The organism is Vibrio sp. STUT-A11, assembly GCF_026000435.1.
GTDB lineage: Bacteria > Pseudomonadota > Gammaproteobacteria > Enterobacterales > Vibrionaceae > Vibrio.
The window spans coordinates 2,765,775-2,790,962 of sequence record NZ_AP026763.1 but is presented as its reverse complement, the minus strand read 5'-3'; the positions used below and the strand labels follow the sequence as shown (position 1 = coordinate 2,790,962).

The window sequence follows — 25,188 nt, the reverse complement described above, 5'->3', positions numbered from 1 at the left end:
TGCTCACAGGTGTCTATTAACTCAATTTAACTTGAGTTGGTTTTACGTTTTCGCTAGGGTAACAACCCAGTACTTTCAGGTGTTTAGTGATTTTGGTGAGCTCTTGTAACGCTTGTTGCATCTCTTGCGAATCCAAATGAGATTCTAAGTCAACATAGAACATTTCTTCCCATGGATTGCCCATAATAGGACGCGACTCAAGCTTGGTCATATTGATGCCGTAGCGTTGCAGTACCAGTAGTGTTTCAACCAGTGAACCCGCTTGTTGAGACGTGGACATAATCAGAGTCGTCTTAGCTGGTATTTGCGTAGAAACCTCAACCGGTTTACGAGCGACTACGATAAAGCGAGTATGGTTTTCTGTTTGATTGGCGATGTTACCCTGAATCGCTTGAAGGCCGTATAGCTTACCGCTTGATGCATTACCGATAGCCGCTACGTCATCACGATTCATCTCTTGGACTTTTTGCATTGCATCGGCTGTGCTAGCGCAAGATTCCAGTTTTACGCCTTTCATGCGGCTCAGGAACTCACTGCATTGTTGATGAGGCTGAGGATGAGAGTACAGTGTCTTAATCTCTTCAAGGCGGATGTCTTTTGTCGCCACTAAGCAGTGCTCTATTGGCTGTGTCAATTCACCGACAATGTACAAAGTGGTGTGTTGCAGCAAGTCATACACTTCGTTAATCGAGCCTGAACTGGTGTTTTCAATTGGCAGTACACCGTAGTCGGCATGACCTGACTCTACCGTTTGAGTTACTTCTCTGAAGTGCTCGCAGTTCAGTTCAATCAGCTCTGTATTTTTACGACTGAAGTATTCGCGACTTGCCAGATGTGAGTATGAGCCTTTAGCACCAAGGAAAGCAACACGTGCGAGAGGTTTACGGCTTTGTTGTGGATTAACAAGGTTCTGCAGATAGCTTTGTTGCAGAAGAACGGAATCTTCAATAATAGTGTGGAAAAGTTTTGTGATGTACTGAGCGTCTAATTCATATTTTTCGCGGCCATTGGAAATGAGTTTCACCAACAATTGTTGTTCGCGGACAGCATCGCGAACAGGCTTTGAGGTTTGTACTTTGCTCTTGGCTACTTCAATGCTGAGTCTGCGGCGTTCTGACAACAAGCTCAGTAGCTCGTCATCAAGTTCATTTAAACGTACACGAATATCTTCCAGAGAGATAGGTTGGTCAGTCATCAATTCTTTCCTTATAAAAAAGCCTCCCGGTTTGGGAGGCTTTCTGTTTGTTTTTGACTTTTCTTTCACAAACGAGTTCGCCCCTCCATCTACGGGAGGAAAAAGAAGTCAAAAATAAACAGAGGGGTTAAATGCATAATTAGTGCGCAATATGTGGGTGTTTAAACACAATAAGCAAGCAGGCGTGGAGCGTCAAGCAAAAAAATAGCGCCTTTCGGCGCTACTTCCTCAATCTGGTCTGTTTACTCTTCTTCTTCCACAAGCTCTGGCTTGCTAGCACGACGAGCTTCAGGTTTGTGGGTCAGCTTATTCAGTTGTCGTTCTAGTTTTTGCTCCACTTCATTGATAGCTGCGTAAAGATCTTCGTGAGTAGCTGAGGCGATAAGTTGGCCTTTTGGTACCTTGATAACCGCTTCGAATTTTTTCTGTTTGTTTGGTTCCTCACTGAAAGTTGCTTGGCATCCAATTAGGTCGACTTGCCATTTCTCCAGCTTTTTAAACTTGCTCTCAATATGAGCTCGGATTGCAGAGGTGATTTCGATGTTTTTGCCAGTGATATTCATTGTCATAAGTGTTTTTCCTCTGTTGCATCCCTCATGGGTTAAGTTCAGATTACTGCTTTATGGATAAATAAATGTGATATATATCACTATTTTATTTGAGTTTTTTAAAAGGAAAAATGAATGTGATCTCACTCAAGAAGTATCGATATTTATCGTTAAATAGCTTGTTATCGGTTAGCAAATCATTAGATTGGATAGAGTACTCAGCTGAAAACCACTTCGTTTTTAGGGGCGTTGTACAGCCCATAATTTAGTTTGGTCAAAAATTAACTGAACAAAATACGTGATTAAAATCACGCTAGAGTATGTAATCAAAGAGAGTTTTGAAAAGCCGCTTAGTTAACAAGCGGCTTTTTGCTTTCTGGTGTTTGACTAATCCTTAGTAATGGAGTCATGAAAACCGGATCGTCCGGAACTAACAAAACATTCTCTAATGATTTTGCATGGTCCAACTTCTCTAATTGTTTGTATATGACGTAGTAACGATTAATCGTGGTCACATAACCAACAGTTGCTCTGATATTTTTTCTCATTACGACTTCAACATTGTTGAACCAGACATTTGGGTTATACCCTTGTCTGGCGGCGAGCTTACGAATTCTATCGACATTTCCTGGCCCCGCGTTATAGGCGGCCAAGGTGAAGTAGATTTTGTTTTCAGCACTAATGGCTTTATCGTTAAAGTACTGCCGACGTAAAAACGCCATGTATTTCACGCCCGCATGAATGTTGTTTTCCAGTTGCCGCACATTTTTGATGTTGATATTCGGATCTCGTGCCGTGCTAGGCAGGACCTGCATGATGCCGACTGCGCCTTGGCTACCAACTAAATTATTATTAAAGCCCGATTCTTTATAAGCGAGTGCTGCTATCAGTAGATAGTCAAAGTCGTATTTCTCTCCGTAGCGCGAAAATAATGCTGATAGCTTTTCCAATTGAGCAATCTTTTTTGGGTTGAGTGCTTTATTCAGCCAATTGGTATTGTCAATGTACTTGCCGTAGATGACGTTTCCAAGCAGGGTGCCTGAGCGTGATTTTTTGATGAACTTATTAACGACTGCTTTGAGTTGCGGGCTGTCTTTACGCATTGCCCAGCCGATTTTGCCACTTTTACGCAGTGGAACCTTTTTGTGTACCCGAATGTCATCCATTACCTTGAGCCACAGGCTTGCTTTGTGGCTATCTAACACGATGGCTTTGACATAGCCATTATTCAGCATGCCAACCAGTTCGTAGTCTTGGAGGGTTTCTTCAACGAAGTGGACAATGACGGGGGGTAATCCTTTCTTGTTTAAAGTTTTATTAAGAGATTGAATACTTTCAAAATAACTGGAGCTAGCTCGAACCCATATCTCTTTTCCACTCAGTTGCTCCGGTTTTGTAATGGCGGGTGTTTTTTTGTTTGTCACTACCCACTCTTGAATTCCCGAGAGTATCGGAGAGCTAAAGTCGACTTTTTCTTTGCGCTTATCAGTCATCGTCAGGTTTGCGACGATTAAATCGCCAGACCCCTTGTTTAGCGCGGGAATCAGTTGGTCACGAGCCAGAGGAATAATTTGTACGTTTATTTTCGGCTTGATTCTGCGTAAATCTTTCTCAAAATGAGCCAGAAGCTCTGCGCCAATTCCTTTAGGCGTGCCACCTTCTATGTGGTAAAACCCCAAATCTGCAGAGACAAGTACGCGTAGTAAGTTTTTCTCTTTAATAACGTCTAAGTCGCCAGTATATGGCGGTTGCTTTAACGGTGAAATTTGCAATGCGCAAACGGACGCTGACAATAGAATCAGCGATATTACCCACAGCTTAAGTAGTCTCACGTTCACGTCCAGGTTAATGGTGGGGGAGCTTTAAGCATATATTGTGCTCAAAAAACCATCAAGTGAGACGTCGGATGTGTCAGAGTGGCTTAGGATAGAAAAACGCCACAGTTGTTGAAACTGTGGCGAGTAATTGGAGGGAAGTTGGCTTTAGTTGATTGGGTTAAGTTTTATCAACTCTTCCGTTCTGGCGATAGAGTCTTCAAGACCAAGCTGCTTGTACGCTTCTAGCTGTATTTCAAGCGATTTACGTGCTGCTTCTGTATCTGGGAAGGTCTTTTGCAGTTCTTGGCTGCGGTTGATCGCTGCAATCCACGCTTCACGGCGTAGGTAGAAATCAGCGGTTGCCAGATCATAGTTGGCCAAACGGTTTTTCAGTGCGATCATACGTTTTTGCGAATCTTCAGCATAGTGGCTGTTTGGATAACGTTGCAGCAGCTTTTTGAAGTCATCAAATGCTTGTTTAACGGGCTCTGGATCACGGTCGCTACGATCAATATTAAACAGATCGTGCATGAAGTTACGATCTTGCGCCATGTGAGTTAGGCCGCGCATGTACAGTACCCAGTCCATTTTTTCATGAGTTGGATTTAGGCGCATAAAACGAGAGATGGTTGCCAAGCCAAGCGCTAGGTCGTCGTTTTTGTAGTACGCATAAATAAGATCAAGTTGTACCTGTTCTGAGTAGGCACCAAATGGGTAACGTGAATCTAATGCTTCTAGCTTCTCAATGGCGGTTAGCCAATTGCCGGTTTGAAGCGAGGTTTGCGCGTCTGCATACAGTTCCGAAGGTGGCACATCAGGAACGATTTCTTCTTTGCTTGCACATCCAAACAGAAGGGATACCGCTAAAAGGCCTGTTAAAGTCTGACGTTTCATATCAGGAGTCTGTTCCTTGAATCTAAATATTTCTTAAGCTGCCGTTACTTTCTTTCCAGTAACAGATACAATGACGTAATAGTCTATTTTTTCACAGTCGTGAGCATTAGTCTCACAGTTTTTAAAAAAGTTCGATATGGCTCAGCAGATAGTATTAACAAATACCGTAAAAGATAGCCAATTAGGTCAGCGTTTAGACCAAGCTATCGCAGAATTATTCGCGGACTTCTCTCGCTCTCGCCTGAAAGAGTGGCTTCTAGACGGGAAAGTTCAAGTGAATGGTGAAGTTGTCACCAAACCTCGCACCAGAGTTATGGGTGGTGAGGAAATAACATTGCAAGCCGAGCTGGAAGATGAAGAACGCTGGGAAGCGCAAGATATCCCATTAGATATCGTCTACGAAGATGATGACATCATCGTAATCAATAAGCCTCGTGATTTTGTGGTACACCCAGGTGCGGGTACACCAGATGGTACAGTGCTCAATGCATTGCTACATCATTACCCGGATATTGCCGAGGTACCTCGTGCAGGTATTGTTCACCGTCTTGATAAAGACACGACGGGTTTGATGGTGGTAGCGAAAACGGTACCAGCGCAGACGCGTTTAGTTCGTGCACTGCAAAAGCGTAATATCACTCGTGAATACGAGGCGATTGCTATTGGCCGTATGACCGCGGGTGGCAAAGTCGATCAACCGATTGGCCGTCACTCGACCAAGCGTACATTAATGGCAGTAGCTCCAATGGGCAAACCGGCGGTTACGCACTACCGTGTTGCGGAACACTTCCGTGAGCACACGCGTATTCGCCTGCGCCTGGAAACGGGCCGTACTCACCAGATTCGTGTGCATATGTCTTACCTGCAGCATCCATTGTTGGGCGATACGGCTTACGGTGGTCGCGCACGTATTCCTACTGGAGCATCGCAAGAGCTGACCGATATGATCCGTGGTTTTGATCGTCAAGCGCTTCATGCTGTGATGCTGCGTTTCGAACACCCTATCACTGGTGAAGAGTTGGAGTTCCATGCTCCAGTGCCAGATGACATGGTGGCAATGACCGAAGCACTGCGTAAAGATACCATCGAGCACGGTTTACCGGACGAATTCTAATATGAAGATCATTGTTCCTAACTGGCCAGCACCTAAAAATGTCAAAGCGTTTGCTTCCACGCGAGTGGGAGGCGTTTCGACGGGAGCCTATCAAGGGCTTAATCTAGGTGCTCACGTTGGGGACGATTTGTCATTAGTAGAACAAAACCGTGACTGGTTGATGAAGCAGACTGAAATGCCAAGTGCGCCGGTTTGGTTGAATCAGACTCACTCTACCGTTGTCACTCAGGTTTCAGAACCGACGTCTAAAGTGCTTGATGCGGATGGCGTGTTCACCAATTCTGGCTATGTCGTATGTTCTGCGATGACCGCAGATTGTTTGCCAGTGATTTTAACCAATAGCCAAGGTACACAAGTTGCGGCAGTCCATGCTGGTTGGCGAGGTTTAGCCAATGGCATTGTCGAGAATGCTTTAGAGATGTTTTCTGGTGATGTGATGGCATGGCTTGGACCTGCTATCGGTCCAGAAGCCTTTGAAGTCGGTGAAGATGTTCTGCAAGCTTTTGTTGATTTCGACCCTAAGGCCCAGCAAGCGTTTATTCCGCGAGACATTCAAGGTAAGTGGTTTGCCGATATGTCAAAGCTTGCCACTCAGCGTCTAAACAAAGCTGGAGTCACGCAAGTGTTTGATTCGGGTTTATGTACCTACCAAAACCAGCAGGACTTTTATTCCTATCGTCGTGATGGGGTGACCGGGCGCCAAGCGACATTTATCTGGCTGGAAGATTAGGTTTTAACCAGTCATTGAAATGGGTGATGCATTCCTTGAGTTTGCATCACTGTTTATATTTATTTACATCCTCCCTTGAAATTCCCCTTTCTAGTATCCATCTTTCTACTGTTATTAGTATTCTCTTATATGAGGTTAGGAAGGTCGATATGCGTCTTGATAGATTCACAAGTAAGTTTCAAATCGCTATCTCTGATGCTCAATCATTAGCGTTGGGGCGCGATCATCAATATATAGAGCCAGTTCACCTGATGGTGGCTTTGCTTGATCAAAATGGCAGTCCAATTCGTCCGTTGCTGACAATGTTGGATGTGGACGTGACACATTTGCGCTCTAAGTTGAGCGAAATCCTTGATCGATTACCAAAAGTCAGCGGTATTGGTGGAGATGTGCAGCTTTCGGGTGCGATGGGTACTCTGTTCAATCTTTGTGACAAAGTCGCGCAAAAACGCCAGGACTCTTATATTTCGTCTGAAATCTTCCTCCTAGCCGCCATTGAGGACAAAGGTCCGCTTGGTCAATTATTGAAAGAAGTCGGTTTAACCGAGCAGAAAGTAAGCCAGGCGATCGAAAAGATCAGAGGTGGTCAAAAGGTCGATGATCCGAATGCCGAAGAACTTCGTCAGGCTTTGGAAAAGTTCACCATAGACCTTACCGAAAGAGCAGAGCAGGGTAAGTTGGATCCAGTGATTGGCCGCGATGATGAAATCCGCCGTACGATTCAAGTTCTGCAACGCCGTACTAAAAATAACCCGGTTATCATTGGTGAACCTGGTGTGGGTAAAACAGCGATCGTTGAAGGTTTGGCACAGCGTATTATTAATAATGAAGTGCCAGAAGGTTTGCGTGGTCGTCGCGTGCTTGCCTTGGATATGGGAGCGTTGGTTGCGGGTGCTAAGTACCGAGGTGAGTTCGAAGAGCGCTTGAAATCAGTATTGAATGAGTTAGCTAAAGAAGAAGGCAACATCATTCTGTTTATTGATGAGCTACATACCATGGTGGGCGCTGGTAAAGGTGAAGGTTCTATGGATGCGGGTAACATGCTGAAACCAGCATTGGCTCGTGGTGAACTTCACTGTGTTGGTGCGACAACATTGGACGAATACCGAAAGTACATTGAGAAAGACGCGGCATTAGAGCGTCGTTTCCAAAAAGTGCTGGTGGATGAGCCAACCGTTGAAGATACGGTCGCCATTTTACGTGGTTTGAAAGAGCGTTATGAGCTGCATCACCATGTAGAAATTACTGATCCGGCTATCGTTGCGGCAGCAAGTTTGTCACATCGATATATTTCCGATCGTCAATTACCTGATAAAGCGATCGACTTGATCGACGAAGCGGCATCAAGTATTCGTCTGCAAATCGACTCGAAACCTGAATCGTTGGATAAGCTTGAGCGTAAAATCATTCAGTTAAAGATTGAGCAGCAAGCGTTAAGTAATGAGCATGATGAAGCGAGTGAAAAGCGCCTGACGACTTTAAATGAAGAGTTGACTGAGAAAGAGCGCGAATATGCTGAGTTAGAAGAGGTATGGAATACAGAAAAAGCCGCACTATCGGGTACGCAACACATTAAATCCGAGCTTGAGCAAGCACGGATGGATATGGAGTTTGCTCGCCGTGCGGGTGATCTAAACCGTATGTCAGAGTTGCAATATGGCCGTATTCCTGAGCTGGAAAAACAACTGGACTTGGCTGCGCAAGCAGAAATGCAAGAGATGACGTTGTTGCGTAACAAAGTTACTGATAACGAAATCGCGGAAGTGCTGTCCAAACAAACGGGCATTCCGGTCTCGAAGATGCTCGAAGCAGAGAAAGAAAAACTGCTTCGCATGGAAGAGGTGTTACACAAGCGTGTGATTGGCCAGGTGGAAGCGGTTGAAGTGGTTGCGAATGCGATTCGCCGTAGCCGTGCCGGGTTGTCGGATCCAAACCGACCAATTGGCTCATTCTTGTTCTTAGGCCCGACTGGTGTCGGTAAAACTGAGTTGTGTAAGACACTGGCAAACTTTATGTTTGATAGCGAAGACGCAATGGTGCGTATTGATATGTCTGAGTTTATGGAGAAACACTCTGTAGCGAGACTGGTTGGTGCGCCTCCGGGTTACGTTGGCTATGAAGAGGGTGGTTATCTGACTGAAGCGGTTCGTCGCAAACCTTATTCGGTAATTCTATTGGATGAGGTAGAAAAAGCGCACCCAGATGTGTTCAACATTCTGCTTCAAGTGTTGGATGACGGGCGTCTGACTGATGGCCAGGGTCGTACGGTTGATTTCCGTAATACGGTGGTGATCATGACCTCAAACTTAGGCTCTTCGAGAATTCAGGAAAACTTCGCAATACTGGATTATCAAGGCATTAAGAATGAAGTCATGGAGGTGGTCAGCAAACACTTCCGTCCTGAGTTCTTGAACCGTGTTGATGAAACCGTGGTATTCCATCCACTTGGTAAAGAGCACATTAAGTCAATTGCTTCTATTCAGTTGGAACGTCTGCATAAACGTCTGGCTGAGAAAGACTATGAACTAGAAGTCGGCGACGAGGCGTTAGAGTTGATTGCTCAAGTTGGCTTTGACCCTGTATATGGTGCGCGTCCATTGAAACGTGCAATTCAACAAAATGTTGAAAACCCATTAGCCAAGTCGATTCTTTCTGGTCAGTTCTTACCAGGAAAACCGATTGTACTGGGTGTTGACGACGGCAATATCGTCGCTAGCCAATAGTGACTCGTCACCAATAGAACCAAATAAAAGCCATGCAGATGCATGGCTTTTTCGTCTTCGGAGTATTGGAGTGACAGGGCTCGAACTATCTTTCCAATGGCCGAATTCTTTAAGCAAAGTTCGCGTTAATACGCATCTTCAAGTAGTCCTCAGCCGTAATCGGTTCATAAACCTTTCGTGGGCCTTGGATGATTTGGTCTCGGTTCGCCTGGCAGAAAAACGCCATACTATAACGAGAGTCTTGGTTCTCTTCTGCTGTTGGCATACGCACGCGGTGTAGGGTTGATTTCAACAAGTCATCACTCCAGCGCATCAGCATGTCTCCAATGTTACAAGTGATGACACCTGCTTTTGGTTCAACCGTACTCCACACCAAATTATCTTTGGCGTCTTTCCCGGCAGCAGCTTGCAAGCCGCCTTGATTCTCCTGCTGGAACACCATGGTTAAACAATCGAAATCCGTATGTGCGCCAGCACGCCAGAATGTGCCCGTCTCTGGCACTTCTTTCATCGGCAGGTAATGCAACATACGTAAGGTGCTCAAATAGTTTTCTGACTCTTTTTGGTGTGCTTTAGTAAAAAAGTCCCGCTCAAAACCCAACTTATCGGCGAAGCAGGAAAGAATATTCATACCGAGTTGCCATGCCTGGTGCTCGAATGACAACAGATGCGATTCAAACTCTTCCACTTGAGCATTGCTCGGCCACAAATCATTCATATGAGGCAACGTAATTTGATATGACTCTTTTTGATCCGCTGTGCCAGTGGATGGACGAACTTGTTGTTTGAACTCCCAGCCAGCATTTAAGCCTTCTTTCAAAGGGAACTGTTGCTTTGTTTCCATCGGCAAGGCAAAGAATTGTTCACTGAGCTTAAAGGACTTTTCAATGTCTGCTAAGCTGATGCCGTGATCGACAAGCTGGAAAAAGCCGACTTGAGTGGCTGCTTCCCAGAGCTGTTCCGTGATCGCTTCACGACGGTTTTCAAAATCGTGTAAGTTGATCAGCGGGATCGCGGTGTCATGTGATTCTAAACCTTGCCCGCCAATAGTCGTTTCAAAGTTAAGTTCATCCAATAGGTATGATTGAGTCATTATTTTTCTCCAATTAACAATTAAATACGTGCTTGTTATTGGAGCAATGTCCAGCAATAGCTTGAGAGCCTCAATGGCTCGCTATTACAGACCGCTTCTACTCCTAGTCATGTTAATCTCGATGAACTCCTCCGCACAAAGGAGTGGAAAAGTTCACCTTGATCCATTTCTTATTAAACGCTGATTTGCTTCCTCGCCCGGTTATTGTGAAAGCCGTTGCGTTGCTAATTATGGTTTTCTATCTTTGCTTTTCTTCTTCGGTCAGGCTCCATGAGAAGCAAGCTCGTTGCACCCAGCTAACCGTCTTAAACAGCAACATACTCACCAGAGACAAGAACACCAGTGCGGCAAAAGCTTGCGGGATTTTGAAATACGACGTAGAGAATTGAACCAAGTAGCCCAAGCCTTTTTCTGCTGCGACGAATTCAGCAATCACAGAGCCGATCACGGCTAAGGTAATAGCGACCTTTACACCACTGAAGATATGAGGAATGGCGTAAGGAAGGCGAATTTGCCAAATTGTTTTGCTGTTTTTTACGCTTAATGAGCGAGACAACTCAATCAGCTCTGGCGGGGTTGCCAGCATGCCGGTTGTCGCCGATACCACAAGCGGGAAGAAGGTGATCAGGCAGGTAATGGTGAGACGCGGCGCATCACCGGTTCCCAAAATAACAATCAACAGTGGAGCAATCGCAACAACCGGTGTTGACTGGATAACAACTAATATTGGAAAGAGCGCTTTAGTGAGAAATTTAGAGTTCACCATCATGATGGCCAGAGGAATACTCACTAAAAATGAAATTCCAAAACCAAGCAGGGCGATGCGTAGTGTGGCCCATAAGTTTTCTAGCCACCTTTCCATCGGTACTTGGCTAAAAGCCAATGCAATATCTGACGGTGCAGGGAGTATAAATGTTGGTACCGAGAAGATTCGGCAAGTCGCTTCCCAAATCGGAATGAGGGCTAATATCGCGACGAGCGGAAGCCAGTTTTGTGACCATTGTGACAAATACCGTTTCATATCTATTCCTTTAGATAAATTCGATTAAGCAACCGTTCTGCGTATTGGTGCAACGTTGTCTTTATCCTTTCTGTCCGTCTCATTCTTTTTCTCTGAACGATAAAAGTATTCGCGGATTTTGTTGGTGTAAGCGCCAAACGTTGGATCTTGCAGTGTGTGAATGTCGCGTGGGCGAGGTAAGTCAATGTTGATTTCCTCTAACACCGTACTTGGTCGTGGGCCCATGACTAATACTTTATCTGCGAGTAACACCGCTTCGGAGATCGAGTGAGTAATGAATAAAACGGTTTTCGGTTTCTCCATCCAAATTTTTTGCAACTCAAAGCCCATCTCTTCGCGGGTTAATGCATCAAGGGCGGAGAACGGCTCATCCATGATCAAAATATCCGGATTAAGTAGCAAAGCTCTGGCAATCCCGACTCGTTGCTGCATCCCCCCTGAAAGCTGGTTTGGCATGCTGTTTTCAAAGCCAGCCAGACCAACCATGTCTAAAAGTACTTCGGCATGCTGTTTTTCTTTTTGACTGACATAGTTGAACTTGTGCTTAAGTGGAAACAGCACGTTGTCGAGAATGTTTTTCCAGGGCAATAGCGTTGGTTTTTGAAACACAATACCGATATCTTCTCTTGGTTCCGTCACCGGCTGACCAAAAACAGAAATCTCCCCCTGGGTTGGCAGTATCAGACCTGACAGTAGGCGCAGCAAGGTAGACTTGCCGCAACCTGAAGGACCAACGATGGCAACAAATTCATGTTTATTTACATTGAAGTTGACATCGTTGAGAACCGTAACCGAATGTTTGTCAGAGTGATAGGTATGCCCTATGTTCTTGAACGAAACAAATGGTTGCATTAGTTCACCTCTTGAAAAAATTGACGAGCAACTGCGTTTTCAGGGTCTAACTTACCAAGATCGATGCCTTGAGCTTCCGCTGTCCACTTCCATGTTTCACTCAGACGAGCCGGAGTAAAAACGCCCAATCCGTCTTTATCGGAGACCTCGTTCATAACCAGGCCACGAATGGATTTTATCGTATCGGCTGCTTGGACGGGATCGACATCGGGGACCATTTTATTGACGTCAGCGCCGCTTTGTTCTGGATTCGCCCAAGTGTATTCCACTGCCTTTGCGTAAGCTTTAACAAATCGTTTAACCACGTCTGGATGTTCTGACATGAACTTGTCGCTGGCGATGACCGAAGCTGAATAGAACTCTAGACCAGCATCATACCAAGGCAGAACAGTCAGTTTTTTACCCGCTTGTTCGGCTTGCTCTGAGTTTTTAACGCGGTCTGTCATCCAGGAAATCATCACATCAGACTGCCCAGTGATCAGCATCGGATTTAATGCGCCAGGATCGGCTTTGAGGACCTTTACACTGTTTTCATCGATGCCATTTTTCTTAAGCATGATTGGTAGGAAAACGTTCGCAGAGGTAAACGGAGAAGTAACGATGGTTTTTCCTACCACGTCTTTAACTGATCCAACACCTGAATCATCAAGTGTATAGAATGCATAAGGTGCTTTATTGAAGAGTGAGTAGACCGCTTTTACAGGCACGTTATCATTCGCTTTTGCGACCATCAGAGCAACAATGTCAGCATAACCAATATCTGCTGTGCCAGTCGCTACTTTGGTAATGGCGTCGGTAGAACCTTTACCACCAAGAATGGTGACATCCAGATCTTCTTCTGCAAAGAAGCCTTGTTGCACTCCAACAAACACAGGGGCTTTGTCGCCACCAGGTAACCAGTCAAGCTGGAAAGTGACCTTATCTGCTGCCAGGCTACTTCCTGAAGCGCATAGCAAAGATAACGAAAGGGCAAGTTTGTTCAATTTAGAAATAGTTTTCATAGTTACTCCGTGTCTTCCTTTTCACTTTTCTAAAGGCACCGCCTTATTGCTGGCAGGGTACTTTAGGCTAACTATGAGCAATGTCCCGATACTTTATGTTGAAGTATCTAACCGCTTCTACTCACGCTTTCAATTAACATTTAGCAAACAATGTGCCATACAGTGATAAAGAGATGGATAATAAGATGCAACCTATGAGTAACGAACGGTTAACCTTGCGGTTGGAAGATAAGTGCCAGATTCAGCGTTGTATACAATAAGTGACAAATAAAGGGTGAAATACAACTCTTTACGCACCATTTATGTGCATTTTAGCCTCAAAAAAAATATTTTGGTGCACTGTATCGAGGCCGAGTACCGAAGGTTAAATAATCTGAGGTATGGTGCAGTTATTGCATTGTATACAGAGTGTGGTGGGAGTGAGTACTCCTGCCCTCTTTATTAATTGAGTAGAAGCGGTTAAGAGTTGTATCTCTGGGACATTGCTCAAAGGTAGATCCACTCTGGTCATCTGAATTAGATACCGATCGTTCATTAAAAAGGAAATTGACGTGAACTACTTAATTAAAAATGCCAACAGTGTTTTTTCGCCTAAACAGGATGTACGAGATATCCGAATTCAAAACGGTGTCATTACTGAGCTCGGACAGAACTTGCTTCCCAATGAAAGCGAAAAACTGGTCGATGCGACAAATTGTGTTGTTTACCCGGGAATGGTTAATACGCATCACCATATCGCGCAGTCAATATTGAAGGGGATCCCAGCAGGCATGAATCATGGCTTAGGTGATTGGCTAGCGAGCGTTCCATATCGCTATTGGCCTCAAATTACACCGGAGATCATGTATTCCGCCGCCAAGTTAGGATTCTATGAACTACTTCGTTCTGGCGCGACGACATGTGCTGACCATCACTATCTCTATCATGCGAACTCAAGCCAAGAGATGGAAGATGTGCTTTGGCAGGCTGCCGACGAAATGGGTATTCGTTTGGTTTTATGTCGGGGAGGGGCAACCATTAAAGGTACACACAAAGGATTAGCCAAAGCGGGAGTTATTCCTGAGTCTGCAGAGCTGATGATCTCACGTTTAGAGCATACTCGTAGTCGTTACCATCAGGAAGGCGGAGCTGCGATGCGCAAGTTGGTCGTTGCGCCAACCACCATCGCGCATTCTGCAACACCGAGTGACCTCAAGCTGACGGCAGAATATGCGAGAAGCCAAAAGCTAAGAATGCACTCCCACCTTTTAGAGGTGGACTTTGATAATGAGCAAACAATCGCTAAGTACGGGATGAGTGCGGTCGAGTTTGCGCAGAGCTGTGACTGGCTGGGGGAAGATGTATGGTTTGCCCATTTGGTTCAAGCAAGTGAGAAAGATATCCAGCTATTAGCAGAAACGAAAACGGGTATCGCTCATTGTCCAACATCTAACTGTCGTTTGGGGAGTGGGATTGCACCAGTCATTGATATGGCCAAAGCGGGCATGCCTATTTCTCTGGGAGTGGATGGCTCCGCGTCTGCTGAGTCGGGGTCGATGCTGCAAGAGCTCAACCTGACTTGGCTAATCCACAGAGCGCAAAATGGACCTGATGCAACAACGTTGGAACAAGTCCTTAAATGGGGTACTAAAGGTGGGGCTGATATCTTAGGTCTTACAGATGTGGGGGAAATAAAAGAAGGCTACGCGGCTGACCTCGTTCTTTATGACCTCAATCAGCCTCGCTTGTCAGGGTGTCATTCTTCATTAATGGCACCAATCATGTGTGGTGAACCTGCGTCTGTTAAAGTCAGCTTTGTAAATGGGCGTATTGTTTATCAGCAAGAGCATGATGCTCAATACGGCTATTTAGTCGAAGAAGTAAGAAAATCCATTGCCGATCTCAATCAACGTGTGGCGAAATTAGAGTCATAAGCCCATTATTCGGTTATAGAATCCTCAAATTGATGTTTATTTAAACGTTCAGTCTAAAAATGCCTTTTTTAGGCTGAATTCCCCTTGCCAAGTCAATTTTTCTCCCTATAATTCGCCTCCGTTGTCTAGCAAAGCGATGCAGGACAACAAGACGGTTGAGTTAAAAAGTAACTCACAGAGAAATAACTGAAAAAAGTGTTTGACACCAGAAGTTATCTCGCTAAAATGGCCGTCCGATTTGAGCAAGCCTCAGTCGAAACGCTCTTTAAAAATAAGAACCTATCAATCTGTGTGGGCACTCGTTGATGATAATCCAATTAGAAGCTTAGGCTTCAAATTAGGTTTCAATGATACGAAGTGACCATTGAGTCGAAAGACTCAGCACAGTCAATTCAAACATTACGTTATGTAATGTTCAGTATTCATTGAGCCTCACCCTATTTATTTAGGGAATCAAAACTTTAAATTGAAGAGTTTGATCATGGCTCAGATTGAACGCTGGCGGCAGGCCTAACACATGCAAGTCGAGCGGAAACGAGTTAACTGAACCTTCGGGGAACGTTAACGGCGTCGAGCGGCGGACGGGTGAGTAATGCCTAGGAAATTGCCCTGATGTGGGGGATAACCATTGGAAACGATGGCTAATACCGCATGATGCCTACGGGCCAAAGAGGGGGACCTTCGGGCCTCTCGCGTCAGGATATGCCTAGGTGGGATTAGCTAGTTGGTGAGGTAAGGGCTCACCAAGGCGACGATCCCTAGCTGGTCTGAGAGGATGATCAGCCACACTGGAACTGAGACACGGTCCAGACTCCTACGGGAGGCAGCAGTGGGGAATATTGCACAATGGGCGCAAGCCTGATGCAGCCATGCCGCGTGTGTGAAGAAGGCCTTCGGGTTGTAAAGCACTTTCAGTCGTGAGGAAGGTAGTGTGTTTAATAGATGCATTATTTGACGTTAGCGACAGAAGAAGCACCGGCTAACTCCGTGCCAGCAGCCGCGGTAATACGGAGGGTGCGAGCGTTAATCGGAATTACTGGGCGTAAAGCGCATGCAGGTGGTTTGTTAAGTCAGATGTGAAAGCCCGGGGCTCAACCTCGGAATAGCATTTGAAACTGGCAGACTAGAGTACTGTAGAGGGGGGTAGAATTTCAGGTGTAGCGGTGAAATGCGTAGAGATCTGAAGGAATACCGGTGGCGAAGGCGGCCCCCTGGACAGATACTGACACTCAGATGCGAAAGCGTGGGGAGCAAACAGGATTAGATACCCTGGTAGTCCACGCCGTAAACGATGTCTACTTGGAGGTTGTGGCCTTGAGCCGTGGCTTTCGGAGCTAACGCGTTAAGTAGACCGCCTGGGGAGTACGGTCGCAAGATTAAAACTCAAATGAATTGACGGGGGCCCGCACAAGCGGTGGAGCATGTGGTTTAATTCGATGCAACGCGAAGAACCTTACCTACTCTTGACATCCAGAGAACTTTCCAGAGATGGATTGGTGCCTTCGGGAACTCTGAGACAGGTGCTGCATGGCTGTCGTCAGCTCGTGTTGTGAAATGTTGGGTTAAGTCCCGCAACGAGCGCAACCCTTATCCTTGTTTGCCAGCGAGTAATGTCGGGAACTCCAGGGAGACTGCCGGTGATAAACCGGAGGAAGGTGGGGACGACGTCAAGTCATCATGGCCCTTACGAGTAGGGCTACACACGTGCTACAATGGCGCATACAGAGGGCGGCCAACTTGCGAAAGTGAGCGAATCCCAAAAAGTGCGTCGTAGTCCGGATTGGAGTCTGCAACTCGACTCCATGAAGTCGGAATCGCTAGTAATCGTGGATCAGAATGCCACGGTGAATACGTTCCCGGGCCTTGTACACACCGCCCGTCACACCATGGGAGTGGGCTGCAAAAGAAGTAGGTAGTTTAACCTTCGGGGGGACGCTTACCACTTTGTGGTTCATGACTGGGGTGAAGTCGTAACAAGGTAGCGCTAGGGGAACCTGGCGCTGGATCACCTCCTTATACGAATGGATAGTTTGCTTCTGCTTTTTAAAGCGGAAACAAATGAGTCACGATGAGTGTCCACACAGATTGATATGGTTTTAATTCAGAGCAAAAAATTGGTTCTGCATAAAATGCAAAGCAATTTTATGTGGGGCTATAGCTCAGCTGGGAGAGCGCTTCGCTGGCAGCGAAGAGGTCATCGGTTCGATCCCGATTAGCTCCACCACTGACTTTCTGTGTCCCGTTCGTCTAGAGGCCTAGGACACCGCCCTTTCACGGCGGTAACAGGGGTTCGACTCCCCTACGGGATACCATCTTTAAGCGCATTCGATGAGTGCTTTTAAAAATGGTTACTTCTTTTGAAGTGATTAGCTCTTTAACAATTTGGAAAGCTGACAAATCAAACTTTATTCCTTTGTGAATAAGGTTTTGATTGTAAAGTTCTCAAAGTATTCATTAATGAATACAACTAAAAACACATTCAAGTGTTCTTGGAATTTGAGTCCGGCAAAATCGAAAGCTGTCTCGCTCATTCAAATAATGAGACAGCAACTTTGGTTGTTTGACCGTTTGATTTCACTTTTTAAAGTGAAGACAAAATGCAATTCGAAACTCCTTCGGGTTGTATGGTTAAGTGACTAAGCGTACACGGTGGATGCCTTGGCAGTCAGAGGCGATGAAGGACGTATTAACTTGCGATAAGCCCAGATTAGGCAGTAAAAGCCACTTGAGTCTGGGATTTCCGAATGGGGAAACCCACTTACATAAGTAAGTATCCTGTTGTGAATACATAGCAGCAGGAGGCGAACCGGGGGAACTGAAACATCTAAGTACCCCGAGGAAAAGAAATCAACCGAGATTCCGAAAGTAGCGGCGAGCGAAATTGGACTAGCCCTTAAGCTTTACACACGTTAGACGAACGGTCTGGAAAGGCCGACGATACAGGGTGATAGTCCCGTAGTTGACGATGTGTGTTCAGTGAAATCGAGTAGGGCGGGACACGTGATATCCTGTCTGAATATGGGGGGACCATCCTCCAAGGCTAAATACTACTGACTGACCGATAGTGAACCAGTACCGTGAGGGAAAGGCGAAAAGAACCCCTGTGAGGGGAGTGAAATAGAACCTGAAACCGTGTACGTACAAGCAGTAGGAGCACCTTCGTGGTGTGACTGCGTACCTTTTGTATAATGGGTCAGCGACTTATATTCAGTGGCAAGGTTAACCATCTAGGGGAGCCGTAGGGAAACCGAGTCTTAACTGGGCGTTCAGTCTCTGGATATAGACCCGAAACCAGGTGATCTAGCCATGGGCAGGTTGAAGATTGAGTAACATCAATTGGAGGACCGAACCGACTAATGTTGAAAAATTAGCGGATGACTTGTGGCTAGGGGTGAAAGGCCAATCAAACCTGGAGATAGCTGGTTCTCCCCGAAAGCTATTTAGGTAGCGCCTCGGACGAATACTACTGGGGGTAGAGCACTGTTAAGGCTAGGGGGTCATCCCGACTTACCAACCCTTTGCAAACTCCGAATACCAGTAAGTACTATCCGGGAGACACACGGCGGGTGCTAACGTCCGTCGTGGAGAGGGAAACAACCCAGACCGCCAGCTAAGGTCCCAAATTACTACTAAGTGGGAAACGATGTGGGAAGGCTCAGACAGCCAGGATGTTGGCTTAGAAGCAGCCATCATTTAAAGAAAGCGTAATAGCTCACTGGTCGAGTCGGCCTGCGCGGAAGATGTAACGGGGCTAAGTAGTAAACCGAAGCTGCGGCAATATACTTTTGTATATTGGGTAGGGGAGCGTTCTGTAAGCGGTTGAAGGTGTGTGGTAACGCATGCTGGACGTATCAGAAGTGCGAATGCTGACATGAGTAACGATAAAGGGGGTGAAAAACCTCCTCGCCGGAAGACCAAGGGTTCCTGTCCAACGTTAATCGGGGCAGGGTAAGTCGACCCCTAAGGCGAGGCCGAAAGGCGTAGTCGATGGGAAACGGGTTAATATTCCCGTACTTCTTACAATTGCGATGGGGGGACGGAGAAGGCTAGGTGGGCCTGGCGACGGTTGTCCAGGTTCAAGTGCGTAGGCTTGAGAGTTAGGTAAATCCGGCTCTCTTTAAGGCTGAGACACGACGTCGAGCATCTACGGATGTGAAGTCATTGATGCCATGCTTCCAGGAAAAGCCTCTAAGCTTCAGATTGTAAGGAATCGTACCCCAAACCGACACAGGTGGTCGGGTAGAGAATACCAAGGCGCTTGAGAGAACTCGGGTGAAGGAACTAGGCAAAATGGTACCGTAACTTCGGGAGAAGGTACGCTCTCGACGGTGAAGTCCCTTGCGGATGGAGCTATTGAGAGTCGCAGATACCAGGTGGCTGCAACTGTTTATTAAAAACACAGCACTGTGCAAAATCGTAAGATGACGTATACGGTGTGACGCCTGCCCGGTGCCGGAAGGTTAATTGATGGGGTTAGACTTCGGTCGAAGCTCTTGATCGAAGCCCCGGTAAACGGCGGCCGTAACTATAACGGTCCTAAGGTAGCGAAATTCCTTGTCGGGTAAGTTCCGACCTGCACGAATGGCGTAATGATGGCCACGCTGTCTCCACCCGAGACTCAGTGAAATTGAAATCGCTGTGAAGATGCAGTGTACCCGCGGCTAGACGGAAAGACCCCGTGAACCTTTACTACAGCTTGGCACTGAACATTGACCCTACATGTGTAGGATAGGTGGGAGGCTTTGAAACCAGCACGCCAGTGTTGGTGGAGCCGACCTTGAAATACCACCCTTGTAGTGTTGATGTTCTAACTTGGTCCCCTCATCGGGGATGAGGACAGTGCCTGGTGGGTAGTTTGACTGGGGCGGTCTCCTCCCAAAGCGTAACGGAGGAGCACGAAGGTGGGCTAATCACGGTTGGACATCGTGAGGTTAGTGCAATGGCATAAGCCCGCTTGACTGCGAGAATGACAATTCGAGCAGGTGCGAAAGCAGGTCATAGTGATCCGGTGGTTCTGAATGGAAGGGCCATCGCTCAACGGATAAAAGGTACTCCGGGGATAACAGGCTGATACCGCCCAAGAGTTCATATCGACGGCGGTGTTTGGCACCTCGATGTCGGCTCATCACATCCTGGGGCTGAAGTCGGTCCCAAGGGTATGGCTGTTCGCCATTTAAAGTGGTACGCGAGCTGGGTTTAGAACGTCGTGAGACAGTTCGGTCCCTATCTGCCGTGGGCGTTGGAGAATTGAAAGGGGCTGCTCCTAGTACGAGAGGACCGGAGTGGACGAACCTCTGGTGTTCGGGTTGTGTCGCCAGACGCATTGCCCGGTAGCTAAGTTCGGGATCGATAACCGCTGAAAGCATCTAAGCGGGAAGCGAGCCTTGAGATGAGTTCTCCCTGATACTTTAAGTATCCTAAAGGGTTGTCGTAGACTACGACGTTGATAGGCAGGGTGTGTAAGCGTTGTGAGGCGTTGAGCTAACCTGTACTAATTGCCCGTGAGGCTTAACCATACAACACCCAAGGGGTTTTGATGGACTCAATGAAAGAACATTGAATGTGTAAAAACGAGAATTAACAACAGCTTTCCAAGTTTTCTCTAGAAATAGAGAGTAAGAATTTGCTTGGCGACCATAGCGTTTTGGACCCACCTGATTTCCATTCCGAACTCAGAAGTGAAACGAAATAGCGCCGATGGTAGTGTGGGGTTTCCCCATGTGAGAGTAGGACATCGCCAGGCTTTAGTTTTATTTTCACTTTTTTGAAAAGTGAAGACAAAAGCGGACATCTGCTTATGCGGATGATACTACTGCGGAGTGGTAGTTCAGTTGGTTAGAATACCGGCCTGTCACGCCGGGGGTCGCGGGTTCGAGTCCCGTCCACTCCGCCACTTAATTTGAAGGTTTCGACCTTCGGTCGAATGAGTCCCGCTTGAACGCAAGCCCGGCCATTCCGCCACTTATTAGAGAGTCGTCTCATTAAACACGAACTGCAGGGGTGTAGCTCCAATTGGCAGAGCAGCGGATTCCAAATCCGCGTGTTGGGAGTTCGAATCTCTCCACCCCTGCCATTATTAAGAAGCCTCGTTCGAAAGAACGGGGCTTTTTTGCATCTGTAGTTTGGAGATTGTAGAGTCGCTCTAATTGGCAAAGCAGCGGATTCCGCTACTACCAAAAGATCAGCGCGTGTTGGGAGCTTGGAGGCAAGTCCCATCGAGTCTCTGGATCGCCAGCCCGGTCCACCCCTGCCATTATTAAGAAGCCTCGTTCGAAAGAACGGGGCTTTTTTGCATCTGTAGTTTGGAGATTGTAGAGTCGCTCTAATTGGCAGAGCAGCGTATTCCGCTAATACCAAAAGATCAGCGCGTGTTGGGAGCTTGGAGGCAAGTCCCATCGAGTCTCTGGATCGCCAGCCCGGTCCACCCCTGCCATTATTAAGAAGCCTCGTTCGAAAGAACGGGGCTTTTTTACGTCTGTAGTTTGGGGGGGTAGAGTCGCTCCAATTGGCAGAGCAGCTGATTCGCCAATACCAAATCCAGTGAAGTTGGAGAGGGGACTAAACGAGCTGTTTACTCTCTATCTTTGGTCTTTTTTTACTTTTCTCTTCTGTCTATTCCACTTGGTGGTTTCATTTCCCCTTTAAATAAATAGTTCTAAACTTATTCTATTCCTTGCTCTATTTGGAGCTTGAATGAGACGATAGTGTGTGCCGGGTGATAAAAAACGGACTTCTTGTTATGATCACGGCTTAATTCTAATAATGGAAAGTACGTTTATGCCTCATTTTCGATTTCGTGCTGTAGAGCCTCAAACGGTTCAGGCTCTATCAAAACCTCTCACTGATGAACTACAACCTCTGATGGAATGTCCGCGTGAGGACTTCACTTTTGAGTATATTTATACGACTTTTTTTAGTGAGGGAGAGGTGAGTGCAGCATACCCTTTTGTGGAAGTGATTTGGTTTGACCGTGGTCAGAAGGTTCAAGATAACGTTGCTAAAACCATTACTCAGCAAGTTCGTGGTATTGTTGGAGAAGATATAGATGTTGCAGTGATATTTTCTTCACTCTCCGCTAAAGCCTACTATGATAATGGTGAGCACTACTAAGGACTATCATCATGAGGCTGAGTATTTTTCTCCACATTGGTTTGCTTTTCTCAGCTTCTATTTTTGCAACTCCGTGGGAGCAAGTTTCGACTCCCACTCACAATTCCTCTTCTTCCATTGGTAGCTATGCGAATGGCTGTTTAGATGGGGCTTATCCGTTACCTCTCGAAGGAACCGGGTACCAAGTCCTGCGGAGTAGAACGAACCGCTATTACGGTCATCCCAACACGATCTCATTTATTAAAAGCCTCGCCTTGAAAGCAAATAAAGAGTTAAGTACCAATTTGTTGATCGGTGATTTATCGTTACCTCGAGGAGGTCGCTTTTCTTCTGGTCACTCTAGCCATCAGACTGGTTTAGATATTGATATATGGCTTCGTTTAGCTGACCAACCGCTTTCTTACAATGAATTACAACTCCCTAAGCCGATGAGTGTGGTGGACCTTAAAGGCTATTCAATACTCGATCATCGCTGGGACGAGCGACACTTTGAACTTATTCGTTATGCTGCTCGGAGTGAAGGTGTTGCTCGTATCTTTGTACACCCAGTCATTAAAGAGCAGTTATGTTCGCAAGAAGAAGGTAAAGACCGCTCTTGGCTGCGTAAAGTTCGCCCTTGGTGGGGACACCACTATCATTTTCACGTCAGATTATCTTGCCCGGATTCCAGTCGAAATTGCATTGATCAAGCGCCTCCACCAGCTGGAGATGGTTGTGGCTATGAGTTAGCGAGCTGGAAACCTAAAGCGGCGGTGCCTACAAAACAATCGGCTAAAAAGGTGAAGGCGAAACCAAAAAAGGTGAAAGTGATTCCATCGCAATGTCAGCCACTTATTCGTATCAATTAAAAGACTATTGAACTTCTTATAGCGTTTGCCGAATCTCCGTTATGAAACTGGAGAAACATCATACTTTTGTCTACAGTGAATAATACGAATACAAAAATTAACCTAATTAGTTTGGATGACATGTTATAGGAATCTCAAATAAACAAAGGGTTACGGTTTTTTGGGTTAGTGCCTCTGTTTTTTTAAGTTCTTTTGTCGCGATACTCTGATTTCTGTTCAATATGTCCGTTGATTGGTAAAAAAAAATACAACGCGGACAATTGTATTGAGGCAGGTTTAGTGATGTTACTTGCCAATAGAGTTAATCAAGGATAAAACCATGACTATGATTTGTGCAAAAGAGTTTGCAGAGTGGTTAAGACACAGATTTAGCAGTGAGACCAAGGGAGTCTTCTTGACTCGAGAAGATTTAAATCATCTGACAGGACGCCAGCGTCTTGATCCGGGGTTTGTTAATGATGTGCATTACGAGCTGATGCAATACGGAATGGCTTTCGTTACTGATACAAGCCGGGAGAATTTCTATTTGGTTCCTGTATCTCAAGCGGAAAACTGGCGAGAGAGGCTAGAGTATCATTTTGAAAAAGAGTTATTTTGTAATATCTATCCCATCGAAAAATCAGGCTAAAATAAAGGTTCAACTTTACGTGCAAAGTTGAACCTTATCTATTTATGCCAATCCTTGGATAATCACGAACTTCTCTAGTAACTGCTCTTCCGTTTCAACATGATTTGGATCGGTGATAATGCACTTTGTGATCGGACAAACTGACTGACAGGTCGGCTTATCATAATGACCCCTGCACTCAGTGCACAGATCCGGGTCGATTTCGAAAATACTGTCTCCCATGCTGATCGCGCCGTTAGGGCATTCAGGATCACACATGTCGCAGTTAATGCATTTATCGGTAATGAGTAATGCCATGATTACTTACCAGTTGGGTTACGGGTATCCTGACCAGAGTTTAGGTTACGCATTAACAGGCCGTATTCTAAGTCCATATCTTCTGGTACTGGGATAAATACGAAGTGGCCGTTACCTTTTGCGTCTTCAATTGATTGTGACTTACGGTTTTCCATTGCTTCCAGAGTGAAAACAACGTTACCTTTTGGCGTCATGAGCTCAAGGCTGTCACCTACCAGGAATTTGTTCTTCACTTCTACTTCAGCCATGTCGCCACGACGCTTACCTGTAAACTCACCAACGAACTGCTGAGCATCAGACACTGAGTAGCCGTATTCGTAGTTTTGGTATGTGTCATGAGTATGACGGCGAAGGAAGCCTTCTGTGTAGCCGCGGTGAGCCAGGCTTTCTAGCGTGCTCATTAGGCTTTCATCGAATGGTTTGCCTGCGACAGCATCATCAATAGCTTTACGGTAAACCTGAGCGGTACGAGCACAGTAGTAGAAAGATTTAGTACGGCCTTCAATTTTAAGTGAGTGGACACCCATCTTAGTCAGACGCTCAACATGCTGGATCGCACGAAGGTCTTTCGAGTTCATAATGTACGTGCCGTGCTCATCTTCGTAAGCGGCCATTTTTTCTTCCGGGCGGTGAGCTTCAGATAGTAGAACCACTTCGTCAGTTGGTTTACCACGACCGATTGTGGTTTCAGGGCGTTCATCCTGAACTTCGACAGGCTGTGCTTCAGACGGATCAAATTTCTCAACGATATCGCCAGTGTCGTTTTCTTTGCCTTCTTCAACTTTGTACTCCCAACGACATGCGTTAGTGCAAGTGCCTTGGTTCGGGTCACGTTTGTTGATGTAACCAGACAGTAGACAACGGCCAGAGTAAGCCATACATAGCGCGCCGTGCACGAATACTTCGAGTTCAGTTTCAGGGCAGTGCTCACGAATTTCTTCGATTTCTTCCAGAGAAAGCTCACGAGATACAATTACGCGTTCTACGCCGTTTGCTGCCCAAAACTTAACCGTTGCCCAGTTAACGGCGTTAGCCTGAACTGAAAGGTGAATTGGCATTTCTGGGAAAGCTTCACGAACCATCATAATTAGACCAGGATCAGACATGATGAGTGCATCTGGGCCCATTTCTACGACTGGTTTTAGATCGCGAATGAAAGTTTTTAGCTTCGAGTTGTGCGGCTGAATGTTACATACCACGTAAAGCTTTTTGCCTAGGGCATGCGCTTCATCAATACCGATTTTTAGGTTGTCGTGGTTAAACTCGTTGTTACGTACACGAAGGCTGTAGCGAGGCTGGCCAGCGTATACCGCATCAGCGCCGTAGGCGAATGCGTAACGCATGTTTTTAAGGCTGCCCGCAGGAGACAGTAGCTCGGGTACGAATGCTTTCTCAGTTGTCATT

General features: G+C 46.2%; 17 protein-coding genes, 4 tRNA genes, 3 rRNA genes and 1 other annotated feature. Of the genes, 14 read left to right on the top strand and 10 right to left on the bottom strand.

Annotation, left to right across the window (positions count from 1 at the left end; genetic code table 11):
- Positions 1-16: 16 nt before the first annotated feature.
- From pheA to OO774_RS13060, 4 genes are all read right to left on the bottom strand, one after another.
- Positions 17-1,195 (bottom strand): prephenate dehydratase, encoded by a 1,179-nt coding sequence (gene pheA, locus OO774_RS13075; RefSeq protein WP_264903076.1) that lies wholly within the window; start codon positions 1,193-1,195, stop codon positions 17-19.
- Between the two features lie 12 nt (positions 1,196-1,207).
- Positions 1,208-1,329, bottom strand: a sequence feature (Phe leader region).
- Between the two features lie 108 nt (positions 1,330-1,437).
- The gene (gene raiA / locus OO774_RS13070; RefSeq protein WP_005381889.1) at positions 1,438-1,764 is read right to left on the bottom strand and encodes a ribosome-associated translation inhibitor RaiA; all 327 of its coding nucleotides are present in this window, start codon (positions 1,762-1,764) and stop codon (positions 1,438-1,440) included.
- A 329-nt stretch (positions 1,765-2,093) separates the two neighbouring features.
- Entirely contained in the window at positions 2,094-3,575 is a 1,482-nt protein-coding gene (locus OO774_RS13065; RefSeq protein ID WP_264903074.1) for a lytic transglycosylase F, read from the bottom strand.
- A 150-nt stretch (positions 3,576-3,725) separates the two neighbouring features.
- Positions 3,726-4,454: an outer membrane protein assembly factor BamD gene (locus OO774_RS13060; protein WP_264903073.1), complete on the bottom strand. Its 729-nt coding sequence runs from the start codon at positions 4,452-4,454 to the stop codon at positions 3,726-3,728.
- A 136-nt stretch (positions 4,455-4,590) separates the two neighbouring features.
- Here OO774_RS13060 and rluD point away from each other — a divergent pair, with 136 nt between their 5' ends.
- The 3 genes from rluD (at position 4,591) to clpB (ending at position 9,021) form a co-directional block, all read left to right on the top strand.
- Positions 4,591-5,568 carry a 23S rRNA pseudouridine(1911/1915/1917) synthase RluD gene (rluD, locus tag OO774_RS13055; protein WP_264903072.1) on the top strand — a complete coding sequence of 326 codons (978 nt, stop codon included), beginning with the start codon at positions 4,591-4,593 and terminating at the stop codon, positions 5,566-5,568.
- A gap of 1 nt (position 5,569) precedes the next feature.
- Positions 5,570-6,298 carry a peptidoglycan editing factor PgeF gene (gene pgeF, locus OO774_RS13050; RefSeq protein WP_264903071.1) on the top strand — a complete coding sequence of 243 codons (729 nt, stop codon included), beginning with the start codon at positions 5,570-5,572 and terminating at the stop codon, positions 6,296-6,298.
- Between the two features lie 149 nt (positions 6,299-6,447).
- Positions 6,448-9,021, top strand: a complete 2,574-nt coding sequence (gene clpB, locus OO774_RS13045) for an ATP-dependent chaperone ClpB (RefSeq protein WP_264903070.1) — start codon at positions 6,448-6,450, stop codon at positions 9,019-9,021.
- Positions 9,022-9,130: 109 nt separating this feature from the next.
- Here clpB and OO774_RS13040 read toward each other — a convergent pair whose 3' ends face one another.
- The 4 genes from OO774_RS13040 to OO774_RS13025 all read right to left on the bottom strand — a co-directional run bounded on the left by OO774_RS13040 (position 9,131) and on the right by OO774_RS13025 (position 12,988).
- Positions 9,131-10,114, bottom strand: a complete 984-nt coding sequence (locus OO774_RS13040) for a 2-oxoglutarate and iron-dependent oxygenase domain-containing protein (RefSeq protein ID WP_264903069.1) — start codon at positions 10,112-10,114, stop codon at positions 9,131-9,133.
- Between the two features lie 238 nt (positions 10,115-10,352).
- Positions 10,353-11,135, bottom strand: coding sequence for an ABC transporter permease (locus OO774_RS13035; RefSeq protein ID WP_264903068.1), 783 nt, complete (start codon positions 11,133-11,135; stop codon positions 10,353-10,355).
- Between the two features lie 24 nt (positions 11,136-11,159).
- Positions 11,160-11,987 (bottom strand): ABC transporter ATP-binding protein, encoded by an 828-nt coding sequence (locus OO774_RS13030; protein WP_264903067.1) that lies wholly within the window; start codon positions 11,985-11,987, stop codon positions 11,160-11,162.
- Positions 11,987-12,988, bottom strand: a complete 1,002-nt coding sequence (locus tag OO774_RS13025; RefSeq protein WP_264903066.1) for an ABC transporter substrate-binding protein — start codon at positions 12,986-12,988, stop codon at positions 11,987-11,989. The genes OO774_RS13030 and OO774_RS13025 overlap by 1 nt, the downstream gene beginning before the upstream one ends.
- Before the next feature lie 551 nt (positions 12,989-13,539).
- Here OO774_RS13025 and OO774_RS13020 point away from each other — a divergent pair.
- From OO774_RS13020 to OO774_RS12970, 11 genes are all read left to right on the top strand, one after another.
- Complete coding sequence (locus OO774_RS13020) at positions 13,540-14,901, top strand: amidohydrolase family protein (RefSeq protein ID WP_264903065.1); 1,362 nt, start codon at positions 13,540-13,542, stop codon at positions 14,899-14,901.
- A 463-nt stretch (positions 14,902-15,364) separates the two neighbouring features.
- Positions 15,365-16,917, top strand: a 16S ribosomal RNA gene (locus tag OO774_RS13015).
- Positions 16,918-17,049: 132 nt separating this feature from the next.
- Positions 17,050-17,125: transfer RNA gene (locus OO774_RS13010), tRNA-Ala, on the top strand.
- 12 nt (positions 17,126-17,137) lie between these two features.
- A tRNA-Glu gene (locus OO774_RS13005) sits at positions 17,138-17,213 on the top strand.
- Positions 17,214-17,527: 314 nt separating this feature from the next.
- Positions 17,528-20,417, top strand: a 23S ribosomal RNA gene (locus tag OO774_RS13000).
- 110 nt (positions 20,418-20,527) lie between these two features.
- A 5S ribosomal RNA gene (gene rrf / locus OO774_RS12995) occupies positions 20,528-20,644 on the top strand.
- Together the 16S, 23S and 5S rRNA genes with 4 tRNA genes alongside form the textbook arrangement of a ribosomal RNA operon.
- A 73-nt stretch (positions 20,645-20,717) precedes the next feature.
- Positions 20,718-20,794, top strand: a tRNA-Asp gene (locus tag OO774_RS12990).
- Positions 20,795-20,897: 103 nt separating this feature from the next.
- Positions 20,898-20,974 (top strand) — tRNA-Trp (locus OO774_RS12985).
- Between the two features lie 704 nt (positions 20,975-21,678).
- Positions 21,679-22,011 carry a DUF1904 domain-containing protein gene (locus tag OO774_RS12980; RefSeq protein ID WP_264903064.1) on the top strand — a complete coding sequence of 111 codons (333 nt, stop codon included), beginning with the start codon at positions 21,679-21,681 and terminating at the stop codon, positions 22,009-22,011.
- Between the two features lie 11 nt (positions 22,012-22,022).
- On the top strand, positions 22,023-22,859 hold the full coding sequence (mepA, locus tag OO774_RS12975; RefSeq protein ID WP_264903063.1) for a penicillin-insensitive murein endopeptidase: 837 nt from the start codon (positions 22,023-22,025) through the stop codon (positions 22,857-22,859).
- A 319-nt stretch (positions 22,860-23,178) separates the two neighbouring features.
- The gene (locus tag OO774_RS12970) at positions 23,179-23,487 is read left to right on the top strand and encodes a hypothetical protein (RefSeq protein WP_014230900.1); all 309 of its coding nucleotides are present in this window, start codon (positions 23,179-23,181) and stop codon (positions 23,485-23,487) included.
- A 42-nt stretch (positions 23,488-23,529) separates the two neighbouring features.
- Here the strand turns inward: OO774_RS12970 and OO774_RS12965 are convergent, their stop codons facing one another.
- Positions 23,530-23,784 (bottom strand): YfhL family 4Fe-4S dicluster ferredoxin, encoded by a 255-nt coding sequence (locus OO774_RS12965; protein WP_264903062.1) that lies wholly within the window; start codon positions 23,782-23,784, stop codon positions 23,530-23,532.
- 2 nt (positions 23,785-23,786) lie between these two features.
- Positions 23,787-25,187 (bottom strand): tRNA 5-hydroxyuridine modification protein YegQ, encoded by a 1,401-nt coding sequence (gene yegQ, locus OO774_RS12960; protein ID WP_264903061.1) that lies wholly within the window; start codon positions 25,185-25,187, stop codon positions 23,787-23,789.
- Position 25,188 lies beyond the last annotated feature (1 nt).